The sequence below is a fragment of the Caballeronia sp. LZ003 genome, from assembly GCF_031451465.1.
In the GTDB taxonomy this organism is placed as follows: Bacteria; Pseudomonadota; Gammaproteobacteria; order Burkholderiales; family Burkholderiaceae; genus Caballeronia.
Window position 1 is genome coordinate 1,304,390 of record NZ_JARUXJ010000003.1, and the last position, 13,947, is coordinate 1,318,336.

Annotated in this window: 11 protein-coding genes and 1 tRNA gene; 4 read left to right on the forward strand and 8 right to left on the reverse strand. The window is 62.8% G+C overall.

Annotation, left to right across the window (positions count from 1 at the left end; translation table 11 throughout):
* Positions 1-4: 4 nt before the first annotated feature.
* From QCE79_RS23130 to QCE79_RS23140, 3 genes are all read right to left on the reverse strand, one after another.
* Complete coding sequence (locus QCE79_RS23130; protein ID WP_309848155.1) at positions 5-1,588, reverse strand: GMC family oxidoreductase; 1,584 nt, start codon at positions 1,586-1,588, stop codon at positions 5-7.
* Positions 1,589-1,669: 81 nt separating this feature from the next.
* On the reverse strand, positions 1,670-2,317 hold the full coding sequence (locus QCE79_RS23135) for a twin-arginine translocation signal domain-containing protein (protein WP_244830046.1): 648 nt from the start codon (positions 2,315-2,317) through the stop codon (positions 1,670-1,672).
* Positions 2,318-2,379: 62 nt separating this feature from the next.
* The gene (locus tag QCE79_RS23140; RefSeq protein ID WP_244830045.1) at positions 2,380-2,778 is read right to left on the reverse strand and encodes a VOC family protein; all 399 of its coding nucleotides are present in this window, start codon (positions 2,776-2,778) and stop codon (positions 2,380-2,382) included.
* Between the two features lie 180 nt (positions 2,779-2,958).
* On the opposite strand from QCE79_RS23140, the gene QCE79_RS23145 reads away from it, so the two are divergent.
* Positions 2,959-3,035 (forward strand) — tRNA-Val (locus tag QCE79_RS23145).
* 74 nt (positions 3,036-3,109) lie between these two features.
* Here the strand turns inward: QCE79_RS23145 and QCE79_RS23150 are convergent.
* The 5 genes from QCE79_RS23150 to QCE79_RS23170 all read right to left on the reverse strand — a co-directional run bounded on the left by QCE79_RS23150 (position 3,110) and on the right by QCE79_RS23170 (position 9,970).
* Entirely contained in the window at positions 3,110-3,328 is a 219-nt protein-coding gene (locus tag QCE79_RS23150; protein WP_244830044.1) for a hypothetical protein, read from the reverse strand.
* Between the two features lie 89 nt (positions 3,329-3,417).
* Complete coding sequence (locus QCE79_RS23155) at positions 3,418-5,652, reverse strand: EAL domain-containing protein (RefSeq protein ID WP_309848156.1); 2,235 nt, start codon at positions 5,650-5,652, stop codon at positions 3,418-3,420.
* A gap of 141 nt (positions 5,653-5,793) precedes the next feature.
* Positions 5,794-7,911: a hybrid sensor histidine kinase/response regulator gene (locus QCE79_RS23160; protein WP_250527957.1), complete on the reverse strand. Its 2,118-nt coding sequence runs from the start codon at positions 7,909-7,911 to the stop codon at positions 5,794-5,796.
* 160 nt (positions 7,912-8,071) lie between these two features.
* On the reverse strand, positions 8,072-8,710 hold the full coding sequence (locus tag QCE79_RS23165) for a DUF5074 domain-containing protein (RefSeq protein WP_244830040.1): 639 nt from the start codon (positions 8,708-8,710) through the stop codon (positions 8,072-8,074).
* Between the two features lie 39 nt (positions 8,711-8,749).
* The gene (locus QCE79_RS23170; protein WP_309848157.1) at positions 8,750-9,970 is read right to left on the reverse strand and encodes a helix-turn-helix domain-containing protein; all 1,221 of its coding nucleotides are present in this window, start codon (positions 9,968-9,970) and stop codon (positions 8,750-8,752) included.
* A 101-nt stretch (positions 9,971-10,071) separates the two neighbouring features.
* Between QCE79_RS23170 and QCE79_RS23175 the strand changes: the two genes are divergently transcribed.
* From QCE79_RS23175 to QCE79_RS23185, 3 genes are all read left to right on the forward strand, one after another.
* On the forward strand, positions 10,072-10,833 hold the full coding sequence (locus tag QCE79_RS23175; RefSeq protein ID WP_309848265.1) for a DUF899 domain-containing protein: 762 nt from the start codon (positions 10,072-10,074) through the stop codon (positions 10,831-10,833).
* A 244-nt stretch (positions 10,834-11,077) separates the two neighbouring features.
* Entirely contained in the window at positions 11,078-12,052 is a 975-nt protein-coding gene (locus QCE79_RS23180) for a glycosyltransferase family 2 protein (RefSeq protein WP_244830034.1), read from the forward strand.
* A 190-nt stretch (positions 12,053-12,242) separates the two neighbouring features.
* Entirely contained in the window at positions 12,243-13,799 is a 1,557-nt protein-coding gene (locus QCE79_RS23185) for a methyl-accepting chemotaxis protein (protein ID WP_284503442.1), read from the forward strand.
* The last annotated feature ends 148 nt before the right edge of the window (positions 13,800-13,947 follow it).

Below are 13,947 nucleotides of genomic sequence, written 5' to 3' on the forward strand. Positions count from 1 at the left end.
CCGTTCAAACATGGCGCGCGTTCATCTGTCCCGCGATGTAATCCGCCTGCCGGATCGCGAGCGTCACGATGGTGAGCGTCGGATTTTCCGCCGCCCCCGTCGTGAACTGGCTGCCGTCGGAGATATACAGGTTCGCAACCTCGTGGGTCTGGCCATGCTTGTTGCACACGCCGTCCTCGGCACGCGCGCTCATACGGGCCGTGCCGAGATTGTGCGTCGATGGATACGGCGGCACGCGATACGTCATCTTCGCGCCGGCCGCCTCGTACACGGCGCTGCCCTGCTTGTAGGCATGCTCGCGCATTGCCTGGTCGTTCGGATGATCGTCGAAATGGACGTTCGCCACCGGCTGGCCGTATTGATCCTTCACGTCCGAATTGAGCGTCACTCGATTCGTCTCGCGCGGCATGTCCTCGCCGACGATCCACATGCCGGCTGTGTAAGCGTACTGATCCATGGTCTGCGCGAAGCTCGGACCCCACGCGCCCGGATCCACGAAAGCAGCATAAAACGGCAGACCGAGCGACACCGTTTCCAGATGGTAGCCACCCGCGAAACCGCGCTTGGGATCGAACACGGCTTCATCCTCGATGATGCCCGCCATCGTCGTGCCCTTGAACATCTCGACCTTGTCTTCGAACACGCCGTAGACCGAACCCGTCGTGTGGCGCATATAGTTGCGGCCCACCTGTCCCGAGCCGTTCGCGAGCCCGTCCGGAAACTTGCTCGATTGCGAGTTCAGCAAGAGGCGCGGCGTCTCGATGGAATTGCCCGCCACCGCGACGACGCGCGCTTTCTGACGTTGCAGCTTGCCGCTCGCGTCGTAGTAGACGACGCCGCTCGCCTTGCCGCGCGCATCGTGTTCAATGCGCACCACGTGCGCCTGCGTGCGCAACTCCATGTGCCCCGTGGCCTGCGCGCGCGGCAGTTCGGTATAGAGCGTCGACCACTTCGCGCCCATGCGGCAGCCTTGAAAGCAGAAGCCACGCTGGAAGCAATGCGCGCGGTCGTCGCGCACGGTGCTGTTGATCGCCATGTGGCCGGTGTTGCATTCCTTGTATCCGACCTTCTCCGCGCCCGCCGACATCACCTTGAAGTTGTTGTTGCCGGGCAGTCCGGGGAAACCGTTGGTGCGCGTGACACCCAGCTTCTTCTCTGCGCGGTCGTAGTACGGGTTCAGCTCGTCGCGCGTGACGGGCCAGTCGAGCAGGTTCGCGTCCTTGATATCGCCATACGTGGACTTCGCCTTGAACTCCCACGGCTGGATGCGCAGGCTCGCGCCCGCCCAGTGCACGGTGGTGCCGCCCACCGTCTTGCAGATCCATGCGGGCAGATTCGGGAAGTCCTTCGCCACGCGCCACGACCCGGACGTCGTGCGCTTGTCGAGCCACGACAGCATTTGGAACGCGTTCCATTCCTCCGTCGCAAAATCGCTTTGCGTATGCGAGCCGCCCGCTTCCAACACCACCACGTCGATCCCTTTCTGCGCAAGTTCGTTGGCGAGCGTCCCGCCGCCCGCGCCCGAACCGATGATGACGACCACGTGGTCGTCGCTCTGCTTGAACTGCACCTTGTTGCCTGCGTACATGTCTGTCTCCGCTGTGTCCGCTGTATCGCGAGAGTCGGCGCTGCTGCCTGCTCGCCCGATGTCGTTTCGATCCGCGCGCAATCAGCCGTCTTTCGGAATCGGTCCGCTTGCGGCGACCGGCGGGTCCGGCAGCCATGACAGATTGTTGAAGCCCTGATAGAGATAGCCTCCGTCTCCCTTCGATGCCCCATAGCCGAAGTGCGCATACGCCATCGCGTTGCTGTAGAGCGAGACGACCGCGGTGCTGCGAATGGTTTCGAAGAACGGTGTGCCGGCAAGCGCCGCGACATCCTTTGCCTGGTCCGCCGCGGCGCGTTTGGTCCAGTCGGAACCGGCGCCGGCATCGAGCTTGCCGATGCCATCGGCGAGTTGTTGACGCACGGCCGGATCGGCCTTGGCCTTCGCGTCGAGGTCTTTGACGACGAGCGCATACACGGCGTTGTCCAGCGTGGGATGCGGAAACACCTGGCGCGTGAACGCAAGCAACACTTCGCCCTGATGCGTGTCGAACCCTTGCAGTTCGAGCGCCCACACGCGGCTTGGCGCCAGGCTCGCGAACACCGAGGTTACGGCGAGCGTGCCGACCAGCACGCCCGAACCGCGCAGGAATTCGCGTCGTGTCAACGCAATTTTAGGCGGCGCGGCTTGCGTTTCCGAGTGCCGCACGCCCGCCTCGATGACGTCGCCCGCCCGCCGCGGCGCGACGATCGGAATGATCGTGTCTCGCATGTCTATCTCCTTGTGGGGTACTGCAACAGCTTATTTATGTGTATGCGCTGCTCGAAATCGTGTTACTGATAATGGCCGTGCCGCTCCAACACTTCGATCTTGTATCCGTCCGGGTCCTGAATGAAGAAGTAACGGGCGATGAGCGCGCCGTCGTCGTCGCGGAATTCGCGCAGGTCGTTGGGCGTCATGCCCAGTTCGATGAGACGCTCACGCTCGGCCTTGGCATCCGCGACACTCACGGCGACGTGTCCGTAGCCATCGCCATGGGTGTAGGGCTCGGCGCGTCCCTTGTTCCACGTAAGTTCGATTTCAGCGTCGGTTTCGTCGTTACGCAAATAGACGAGCGTGAAGTCCGGGAAGTCCAGCCGGTGCGCCGTCTCGAGATTCAGCGCGTTCTGGTAAAAGCGCAGCGAGCGGTCGAGGTCCTGCACACGAATCATCGTGTGGATCAACTTTGACATGGCGTCTCCTCCTTGTGACGCAAGTTTAGGGAGACGCTTGGGGTCAAGGTAATGCCCGGCTAAATAGCCGACTCGGGACTTGCCCTGAGAGGCGAATTGAAAGCCTGCCGCGCCGCCGCAAAAATTTTTGCGTGCGCTCTTGTGCATTGCGATGCCGCTCTCTATAATCCGCCGCTCCACAGGCTCGTAGCTCAGTTGGTTAGAGCACCACCTTGACATGGTGGGGGTCGTTGGTTCGAATCCAATCGAGCCTACCAACGAATGCATTGCATCAAGAAAAAAACGCCGCGTATAAGAACGCGGCGTTTTTTGTCGATCAAATCGAGTGTTTTCAGTCCCAGCAGTTACGGAACGCGACAGCGGCGATCACCGGCACGGTGAGCACGAGCGGAATGGCGAAGTAAGGCACTTCCAGATCCACGACCCAGCTATAGATCAGCCAGCCGATACCCACGCCAAGCGTGCCGATGCCAACGAGCGCGGTCAGCACGTTGAGCATGACGGGAGACATCCGCTTCTTGGGCGTTTCCTTGGTCGATGGAGTTTCCATGATGGCGGCAGGCGCATTCGAACGCGCGACAGATAAACAAGTCGATTGTATACCCGCCTGCGAGCCGTGCCGACAAGCAGGCCGCAGCGTCAGCCCGCTGCCAGCCGCTGCACTTTCGTGACTGTCTTGAGCAGCGAGTCGAGCGGGACCGGCCGGCTCAGCAAATAGCCCTGCACCTTGTCGCAACCCGCCTCGCGCAGACAGTCCAGCTGCTCTGCCGTTTCCACGCCTTCCGCGACGACCGTCACACCGAGCTTATGCGCGAGCTCGATCACGCCTTCCACCACGATGCGCATCATCTCGTCGGTGGCGATGTTATCGACGAAAGACTTGTCGAGCTTCAGCACGTCGGGCCTGAAACGCGTCAGATAGTTGAGACTCGAATAGCCGGTGCCGAAATCGTCGATGGCAATCCGCACGCCCATCTCGCGCACTTTCGACAGCACGTCCTGTGCATCGTCGACGTTTTCGATCAGCGCCGACTCCGTGATTTCCAGCGTGATGTTGTTCGGGTCGATACAGCATCGCTTGATCGCGTGCCTAAGCACGGAGACGAGACGCGGATCGCGAAACTGTTTCGGCGATACGTTCACCGCCATCGAATGCACGGCGGGCATTGCATGCGAGAGTCGGGACGCCGCCTGCACGGCTTCGCGAATGATCCAGTGCCCCGCTTCGACGATCAAGCCGCTCTCTTCGAGCATCGGCACGAACGCGCCCGGACCGAGCAGACCGAGCAGCGGATGATTCCAGCGCAACAGCGCCTCCACGCCCACGAGCGTGCCGGAATCCACGCGATATTGCGGCTGGAAATGCAGCAGGAACTGGTTCTGGCGAATCGCGTTCAACAGTTCGGATTCGAGATGCGCGCGCGCCAGTTCGTCCTTCTCGCGCTCGCCGAACACGCGGAACGTGTTGCGGCCCGCGCGTTTGGCCGCGTACATGGCCATGTCGGCGCTGATGAAGAGCGACTCGGGCGAACTGCCGTGCTCGGGAAAGAGCGCCACGCCGATCGAACAGGTCATCGCGATGCTCTTGCAATCCATCGCTATCGGGCGATGACACGCAATGGCAAGCCGTCGGCACGCCCGCGCGATTTGTTCGTGATCGAACGCGCCCGGCAGGATCACGGTGAACTCGTCGCCGCCCGGCCGCGCGACGATTGCATCGGGCGGCAGCGCTTCCTGAATGCGCGAGGCCAGGGCTTTGAGCACGGTGTCGCCGGCGGTGTGGCCGGCGGTGTCGTTGATGGACTTGAAGCGGTCGATATCGACGAAGAGATAAGCGAACGGCTCGCCCGATGCGCAGCGCGCGTCGAGCGCCTCGACAATCGCGTTGCGATTATGAAGACCCGTGAGGCTGTCGATGTTCGCCAGGCGATGCAATTGCTGAAGCCGGTTGCGCTCCTCGGTGGCATCGACGCAAACGCTCACCACGCGCGACACCGCGCCGTCTTCGCTGACGGGATAGATATCCGCGCGAACCCAGCGCGTGCGTTCCTCCGGCAAGCGCAAACGGAAATAGCTTTGCGCGGGCATGGCCGTGTTGACGGCGGCGCGCATCTGCGTGCGCAGCCCGGCGATATCCTCGGGATGCACGCGCTGCGACCATGCGGTCTCGTCCGCTTCGAGCGCGGACACGGGCATTTCCCACATGCGCTCGAATGCCGAACTCACATGCAGCAGTTCGCGGAAGTCGTGGCTCGCGGTCCAGAACACGGCATCGACGTGATCTTCCATGTCCTTCTGCACGCGCGCCTTGCCCCGCAACTCATCAATGAGCGTGCGCTCCGCCGTGATGTCGCGCGACTTGCAAAGTACCGCTATCAGCTTGCCGAACTCGCCGTAGACCGGCGCGAAAGTGGAAGTCCACCAGCGCAGATTGCCGCGCATGGTGCAGCACGCGCCGGTAAAGGACGTGGATTCGCCGGCCTTGGCGCGTTCGAAAGCGCGGCGCGCGTCGGGGCCGTCCCAGAGCGCGAGCCAGTCGATGCCGACGACATCGTCGGCGGCGCGCGCTTCGATCAGGCGCTGGCCGACTTCGGAGATGCAGACGACCTTGCCTTCCGGACTCAAAAGCTTGATGCAGTCGTCCGCGATGGAGAGAAGACCATTCGAGAGCTGACGCGCGACGAAGATCTGCCGGTGCGCGCGCTGCATCTGCTGGATCACGGCGACCGCCGCGATGGCGATGGCCGCGAGCAGCAGGTTCCACGGCAGCGGAATGAAAGGCGTCACCGCGGCGACCAGCAAGACGCCGAAGAACGCGGCTCCAAAGCCGTCCAGGCGCCGTGTGCATTCGACATAGTGAGATTCGCCGGCCACGCTTTCGCCGATGATCCCGAGAAAATCAGACGCTCTGCCCTGCACCTTCGACCCCGTCCGCTGTTGCTGTTGCTTTTGGTTTATCTTACTGATGCATAACGGCGGGATCGGTAAATACTTTAGATGGGATAAAAAGCGCGCTCACTCGCGTTTCAACACCGACGCAATTTCCTTCGCCAGTTGCTCCGCCCGATAAGGCTTGTTCAGCAGCGTCACGTTGGGCCGCAGCACGCCGTCGCGCGAGATGATGTCGCGGGTATAGCCGGACGCGTAGATCACCGGCACCGGCTGCGGCTGGGCGAACGCCCATTCGGCGAGATCGGCGCATTTCACCTTGCCTGGCATCACCACGTCGGTCAGGATCACGTCCACGCCGATGCCGCTTTCCAGCACGCTCATCGCCGCGTCGCCGCTTGCGGCCTTGAGCACGGTGTAATGCATGGCTTCGAGAATCGCGACCGTCGAGGAGAGCACGGCGACGTCGTCGTCGACGACGAGCACGGTTGCGCTGCCCGTGTGCGTGGGAATGCTGCCCGCTTCGGCCGACGAGGTCTCGTCGTCGTAACTGCGCGGAAAGTAGATCTCCACCGTCGTGCCGACATCCACCGTGCTCGACACATGGATATGGCCGCCCGACTGCTTGACGAAGCCGAACACCATCGACAAGCCGAGCCCCGTGCCGTGTCCTTCCGGCTTGGTGGTGAAGAACGGCTCGAAGGCGCGTTCGAGGACATCGGGCGGCATGCCCGTGCCCGTATCGGATACGGAAAGACGCACGTACTCGCCGGGACGCAGGTCGTTGCCCTCGCACGCGGCGTGATCCAGCGACTCGTTCGAACACGTGAGCGTGAGCCGGCCATCGCCGCTAATGGCGTCGCGCGCGTTGATCGCGAGATTGAGGAGGGCGTTCTCCAACTGATTGCGGTCGACGCAGAAATTCCACGCCTGTTCCGGCAACGCGGCGCCGATCACCACCGACGCGCCCACCGCGTGCTGCAGAAGTTCGCGCAACTCGGCAAAAAGCCGCTGCGGATTGATGACCACCGGCGAGAGCGGCTGCCGCCGCGCGAACGACAGCAGTTGCGAGGCGAGCGTCGCGCCGCGCTGCACGGCGTCCAGCGCAGCCTGAACGCGTTCGGGCACGCGCGGGTCGGTTGGCGGCAGATACTGCATCAATTGCAAATTTCCGCTGATGGCCTGCAGAGTGTTGTTGAAGTCGTGCGCGACGCCGCCCGTCATCGCGCCGAGTGCTTCCATCTTCAGGCTTTGACGCAATTGCGCCTCGACCGCGGTGCGCGCCGCCACGGCTTCGGAAATCTTGTCTTCGAGACCGCGCGTCAATTCCTTGAGGCTTTCTTCGGCGATCTTGCGGTCGTTGATATCGACGATCACGCCGGGAAACCGCTGCGGCGCTCCGGCTTCATCGTATTCGCAGCGGCCGGACGCGAGAATCCAGATCCAGCCCTCGTCCGGCGTGCGGATGCGATATTCGGCGCGATACGGCGCGCCATCGCGCAAGGTCGCGGCGATCAGCGAAGTCACGCGTCCGCGGTCGTCCGGATGGATGATCTCGAGCGCCGCCTCGATCGGCAAGCCGGTTTCCACTTCCTGAAGCGAGAAGAGAAAAGTGCGCGCGAAACGTTCGTCGCCCTTCACGCGGTTTTGCGTGATTTCCCACACGAAGGTGCCGCGCACGGCGCCCGAATTCAACGCGAGTTGCAGCCGCTCGTTGGTTCCGCGAAACGCCGCTTCGGCCGCACTGCGATTGCGTTCGAGCAGCACGCGCTCGGTTGTCTCGACGACGACTGCAAGCACGCCCACCGGCACGCCTTCATCCGATGCAACCGGGCTGTAGTGCAGATCGAGCCATGTTTCGACGGGATCGTGCTCGCGCGCCAGCACGAAGCGCGTGTCGCGGTAAGTCAGCGACTCGCCGCGCATGCCCGAATCGATCACGTTACGGTTGAAATCCGCCGCCTCGGGCCATGCCTTCTCGATAGCCATGCCGAGGATGCCCGGATGCCGCACACCCGAGAACTTCGCATAGGCTTCGTTGTAGACGAGCGTGCCTTCGTCGCCCCAAAGCAGGGCCATCGGCAATGCGTTGGGCAGCATGACCTGCACGACCGACCGCAAGACCGGCGGCCAGTCGTTGATCGGGCCCAACGGCGTTTTGCGCCAGTCGAAATCGCGTATGAAGCGCGCCGTTTCGCCGACCCATGAATCGAGTTGAGGGCGACCGAAAAAAGTCGAATCCAAATGGGGAATCCTTTTCCTTTGAACGATGCGCGAAGGGCGCGCACCAATCCGACAGAGTAAAGCTAATTCGCGGCGCGCGAAATGTCGGAGTAGCGTGTTCGCAAGGGGGATGCCTGGTCTTCGACTCGAGGCTTGGCGGTTTCGGCACAGCGCCGGTGCATCATTCTGGCTTCGGCTTTTTCACGGCTCTTATCTTGCCTGTGCGCCCGCCGCCGCAAAAAAAGCGCTCGCCGCCGTCCGATTCGAGTCCCGAGACGCCCACGCCTTCCGGCATGTCGAGCCGCTCGAAGACTTCGCCGGTGGCCGGGTCGATGCGTCGCAGTTCGCTCGCGTCGCTTTCCCACGTGGCGTGCCAGAGTTCGCCATCGACCCAGGTGACGCCCGTGACGAAGCGATCGGAATCGATGGTGCGTAGAATTTTGCCATCGCCCGGATCGACTTGATGAATCTTGCGCTCGCGATATTGTCCGACCCAGAGCGTGCCTTCCGCCCACGCGAGACCGGAATCCGCGCCACCGCCGGGAGCGGGAATGGTCGAGACGACCTCGCCGGTTTTTGGATCGACCTTTTGAATGCGGTCCTCGGCAATCTGATACAGATGCTCGCCATCGAAGGCAGTGCCCGCGTGCGCCGCGACCGCGAGCTTGCGTCGGGTCTTGCCGCTTTCGGGGTCGAGCGCGTTGAGGGCATCGCCCGAGGCGAACCAGACTTGCTGTCCGTCCCAGCTCACGCCGTGCACGCCTTCCACTTCGGGAAAAGGTCCGTATTCGCGGATGATCTCCGCCTTTGCGCGTTTCATGTCGCCTTCCTCTGCTCACTGGTTGATCGAGACTTCATGCTAGTCGTAGGCCAAACCAGCAGGGAGTAACAAGGCCGTCGTGAAACCGGGCAGGGGTGCGGTCATCCAGCGGCGCGCGCGTCCTTGTCCGTATGCCTGAACCTTGCCCGCCGCCGCGAGCGTCGTAAGCGCGCGCTGTACCGTGCGCTGGCTCGATCCAAGCGCCAACGCAAGCGCCGAACTGGACCACGTTTGACCATCGGCGAGAACGGCTAGCAGCGTCGCGTAGGCGTCTTCCGTCGGCTGCGCCAGAACGACGACTTCATCTGCCCGACGCGGCGTCAGCGTGAAGCCGCGCGGCGTCGCGCTCACCGTTGCGAGCGATTGCAGCATCGTCCTCAAGCGCCCGATCTCGACCCGCAAGCGCGCCCGATGCGTGTCGTCCGCATGCTTCATGCGAAACGCCCGCACGATGAGCGTGTCGCGCGGCACATCGTCCGGCCATGCTTCAGCAAGCGCGCGCGCCAGCGTGAAAAGCACCGGACGCGTGGCGAGCGCAATGGTCACGCCGCCTTCGCGCACGACATTGCGACACGCATCCACGATGAACGCAGCCGATGCAAACAGCGCCTCCACTTCATCGAGCCGCAGGAGCCGCGCTTCGCCTTGTGCGATACGCCTGGCCGCTGGCGCATCGAGCACGCTCGCCGCGCTTTCCGCTTCGGCTTCGAGCGCGGCGATACCCGACCGATGCGCCGCCTCTCGCGCGCGCGTCAACGCTTCGCGCGCAGGCTGCGTCTCCACACGCCGTATCGCGATTGCCGCCGCAATGAGTTCGCGCGCGGCCTCCGATGCCGGCGGAAGACTTAAGGCGTCGAGCGATGCGAGCAAGAGCCGAGCATCGTCCAACCGGCCGAGCAACGCGAGCCTGCGCACCGCCAAAATGCGCGCATGGACCGCGTTGACGTGGTCGCCATGCGCTTCGAGAGTGACGCGCGCGGCATCGAGCGCTTTCTGCGGCCACGCAAGATCGCGCGATGCCAACGCGATCTCCGCTTCGGCGACCACGCATCGCGAACGCGCAACCGCTTCCTTCGCGCCGAATCGACGCGCCGCGCTGCGCAGCAAGGTCTTCGCGCGCGCGAACTCGCCGAGTTGCGCCATGGCGATGCCACGCAGTGCGAGCGCGGCGGCGTCGTCGCGCAATGCAACACGATTGAGCGCGCCAAGGGGGTCGCCGGCCGCGAGCGCGCGCGCCGCCGCGTTGATCAGCGAATCCATGTCGCGTCAGATTCCCGCCACAATTGTCACTCCCCTCAGGTGTGCGTCCGGTACTAATCTAACACCGTGCATTTCGAAACCTCACTCGGGAGACAAGCATGATGACGAGTCATACGACAGGAACGCGCGACGACTGGCTGGCCGCACGCTTGAGCCTTCTTTCGCGCGAAAAGGAACTCACCCGGCAAAGCGATGAACTCGCCGCGGCACGTCAGGCGTTGCCGTGGGTTCGCATCGACAAGACTTATCGCTTCGATACGGAAACAGGAAGCGCCACGCTGGCGGACCTGTTCGGCGGCCGCTCGCAGCTGCTCGTTTATCACTTCATGTTCGGGCCGGACTGGAAGGCGGGCTGCCCGTCTTGCTCCGCGATCGCGGATGGCTTCGACGGTTTCGCCATTCATCTCGCGCATCACGATGTCGCGCTGTGGTGCGTGTCCCGTGCGCCCATCGAGAAGCTCGCGGCCTACAAGAAGCGCATGGGATGGCACTTTCCATGGGCCTCCGCGCACGATGGCGACTTCAACTTCGACTTCAACGTGTCGTTCACCGAAGAGCAGCAGCGCGACGGCAGCATCGAATACAACTATGCGAAAAATCGCCACGCGATGGATCAGAAAGACCCGCCCGAAACCGTCAAGCAAGGCGCCGCCGATGTCGGCACGACCGCGCCCGCGTATTCGCTCGACAGACCAGGCTTGAGCGTCTTCGCGATGCAGGACCGCGACGTCTATCACACGTACTCGGCCTACTCGCGAGGTCTCGACAGTCTCTGGGGCATGTATCAGTGGCTCGATCGCGCGCCGAAAGGCCGCAACGAAACCGGCAATTGGTGGAAGCGTCACGACGAATATCCGGGCTGAAGGCGCGGGGCAATCGCGCCAGTTAGGCAGAGCGATGCACGCATAAATCGCGCGAATCGCGTAAATCGGTATGGCGTACGAACCCGAGCCGCAAACGCCGTATTAATTACCCATTTTTTTCGGATTATTTTTCTTCCTCTTTCTTCTACCTTGCTAACGATGCGAAAGATTTCGCATTGTGAAGCGGCCGCTGAAAATCGCCGACAAAATCGCCGATATAAACAAACGACGAAGCGAGAAGAAGATGAAAAACGCGCTGACGGTCTCCATTTGCCTGCCCACTTGCAACCGGCCCGAACTGATCGTGCAGTGCCTCGACTCCTGCCTCGCGCAGAAGTATCCGCACATCGAAATATTGATCGGGGACGACTCGCGTGACGATCTCACGCAGCAGCTCATCGCCGCGTGCTACGCGCACGACGCGCGCGTGCGATATGTACGCAACGACGTGCCGCTCGGGCAAGCACGCAATGTGTCGAGCCTCTTCGAGCGTGCGACGGGCGCGCTCGTCATGCTGATCCACGACGACGACTATCTCGTGCACGACGCCGTCGCGCGGCTCGCGGCGCTTTGGGCGACGTATCCGCATCTGCAAGTCGCGTTCGGCGATCAATACGAGGTCGATGCCGAAGGTCGCGTCGATGTCCATAAAAGCGCGGCGCTCAATGCGGCGTTCCATCGAAAACGGCGCGCGCAGGGCATGCAGCCGCTGCCAGGACGAACCGGTCTTGTGCAAATGTTCCCCAACAATGGCTGGATGGCGCTCGCGGCGCTCGTGCGGGCAGTGGGGTATCGCGAGGAAGTCGGCGCGTGCTGCGATTACGTGTTCGGCGCGCAGTTGTGTCTGGCGGCCAAGCATGTCTACTATCTGCACGAATACGTTTCGTACTATCGCAAGACGACGGCTTCCGTGTCGCGCAGCACGCGCCGTTCGGTCAGCGCGGCAGCGTTTAGCGCCTACCAGTTCGTTTCGGCGATGACGCTCGATCCATCGCTCGAAGCGGCGCGCGGCATCGCGTTGCGCCGGTTGGCACCGATCGTCGTTTCGCTGCACGCGCGGCACGATGCGCCGCTCGCCGCGCTGCGCGTCGCCTTCGAACATCCCGATGCCTATACGTATGGCGCAAGTCTCAGGCTCTACTATCACCTCTTGCTGATCGTGCGCGCGCTCGTCGCCATGCGTAGCCGGCAGCGTTCAGGCACGCCGCGTTTTCCCTGATGCGCTGAATGTCCGAGGTTTTCGCACGGTCGATCTCAAAGCCGCGCAGTTATCGGTAACCGTTTCCCTAAAGGCCATCGCGTTGCGGTCGTTATACAGGCGGCCGGTGACATTTCACTGGCCGCGTGGCAGGCGAGAGCATCCTCGCGTGCCGGCGCGCGAACAAGATGCAGCCACCTTTGGGACGAATATGTTTTCCACAATCAAGGGCCGCCTCGCCCTCGCCATGACTCTGCTGAGCATGCTGCTCATCGGCATCGGGCTGGTCGGACTCGTCGGCATGAGCAAGTCCAACGAGACGACCCACGACCTCTTCACGAATGAAATGCCGAGCGCGGTGTCGGTCGGCAATGCGGAAATGTTCATGGCGCGCGAACGTCTGAGCTTCGATCGCGCGGCGCTGAACATCGGCACGAACGCGGCGGACGAGGCCATCGGCCGGGGCGCGCTGATGCGCAAGACTTCCGACGACGCATGGACGAAGTACGCCGCCCTGCCCCAGGCTCCCGGCGAAAAGCAGCTCGCGGACAAATTCAACGAGCAGCGTCTGCAAATGCAGAAGCTTCTCGACGAAGGCTATGCCGACGTGCGCGCGAAGGACCAGGCGAAAGTCACCGCCGACGCCGCCACGATGCAGGCCGCGTTCAACGACTTCGCGAAGACCGGCGTCGAGTTGCGCAAGCTGCAGTTCGACCAGGCGCAAAGCGACTACGACGCGAGCCAGGCGACCTTCGCCATGTTCCGCATGGTGTCGATCATCGCGATCGTGATCGGGCTCGCTGCATCGTCGTATTCGTGGTTCTCGCTGCGCCAGCGCATTGCGCGCCCGCTCGACGCCGCGCTCGAACAGTTCGGCGCCATTGCCGCAGGCGACCTGCGCCGCGATGTGCGCATCACCTCGAACGACGAAATGGGCCAGTTGCTGCGCGGGCTTTCGACCATGCAGGCGAGCCTCGTCGAAACCGTGCGTTCGGTGCGCTCGGGTAGCGAATCGATTGCATCCGCGACCAAGCAGATTGCGGCGGGCAACGTGGACTTGTCCTCGCGCACCGAGGAACAGGCGTCGGCATTGCAGGAAACCGCGTCGAGCATGGATGAGCTCACGGGCACGGTCAAACAGAACGCCGACAACGCGCGCCAGGCGAGCGTGCTGGCCGCCAATGCATCGGAGATCGCGGGCAAGGGCAGCCATGTGGTGTCGCAAGTGGTGACCACGATGGGCGAGATCAACCAGAGCTCGACGAAAATCGCGGACATCATCGCGATCATCGAAGGCATCGCGTTCCAGACCAACATTCTCGCGCTCAACGCAGCCGTGGAAGCGGCGCGTGCAGGTGAAGAAGGACGCGGCTTCGCGGTCGTGGCAGGCGAAGTGCGCTCGCTCGCGCAACGCTCGTCGGCGGCGGCGAAGGAGATCAAGGAACTGATCGATACCTCCGTCGAACGCGTGCAATCCGGCGCGGCGCTCGTCGATGAAGCCGGCCGCACGATGAACGACATCAGCAACGCCGTGCAACGCGTGACCGACATCATGGGCGAGATCGCGGCGGCATCGGAAGAACAATCGAGCGGTATCGAACAAGTGGCGCGCGCCGTGACGCAAATGGACGAAGTGACGCAGCAGAACGCGGCGCTCGTCGAGGAAGCGGCGGCAGCGGCGCAGTCGCTCGAAGATCAGGCGGGCGCGTTGCGTACCGCAGTCGAAATCTTCCGTCTTCATGACGAAGGCGCACGCATCGCCGCTTGATCGTCTACTGGTTCACCCTGACGGCCCGCGTCTTCTCAAGGAAGCGCGGGCCGCTGCATTTTTTCGAAGCCGCTTTCAAGGACATAACCTGTGGTAATCGCCTCATAAGGCAAATTCAATAGACGGCTATCGCTGTTTTCTCCAGACT

Bases quoted from the DNA above. Each gene is read 5' to 3' on its own strand.
- QCE79_RS23130 (WP_309848155.1), bottom strand. From the start codon at position 1,588: ATGTACGCAGGCAACAAGGTGCAGTTCAAGCAGAGCGACGACCACGTG.
- QCE79_RS23135 (WP_244830046.1), bottom strand. From the start codon at position 2,317: ATGCGAGACACGATCATTCCGATCGTCGCGCCGCGGCGGGCGGGCGAC.
- QCE79_RS23140 (WP_244830045.1), bottom strand. From the start codon at position 2,778: ATGTCAAAGTTGATCCACACGATGATTCGTGTGCAGGACCTCGACCGC.
- QCE79_RS23150 (WP_244830044.1), bottom strand. From the start codon at position 3,328: ATGGAAACTCCATCGACCAAGGAAACGCCCAAGAAGCGGATGTCTCCC.
- QCE79_RS23165 (WP_244830040.1), bottom strand. From the start codon at position 8,710: ATGAAACGCGCAAAGGCGGAGATCATCCGCGAATACGGACCTTTTCCC.
- QCE79_RS23170 (WP_309848157.1), bottom strand. From the start codon at position 9,970: ATGGATTCGCTGATCAACGCGGCGGCGCGCGCGCTCGCGGCCGGCGAC.
- QCE79_RS23175 (WP_309848265.1), top strand. From the start codon at position 10,072: ATGACGAGTCATACGACAGGAACGCGCGACGACTGGCTGGCCGCACGC.
- QCE79_RS23180 (WP_244830034.1), top strand. From the start codon at position 11,078: ATGAAAAACGCGCTGACGGTCTCCATTTGCCTGCCCACTTGCAACCGG.
- QCE79_RS23185 (WP_284503442.1), top strand. From the start codon at position 12,243: ATGTTTTCCACAATCAAGGGCCGCCTCGCCCTCGCCATGACTCTGCTG.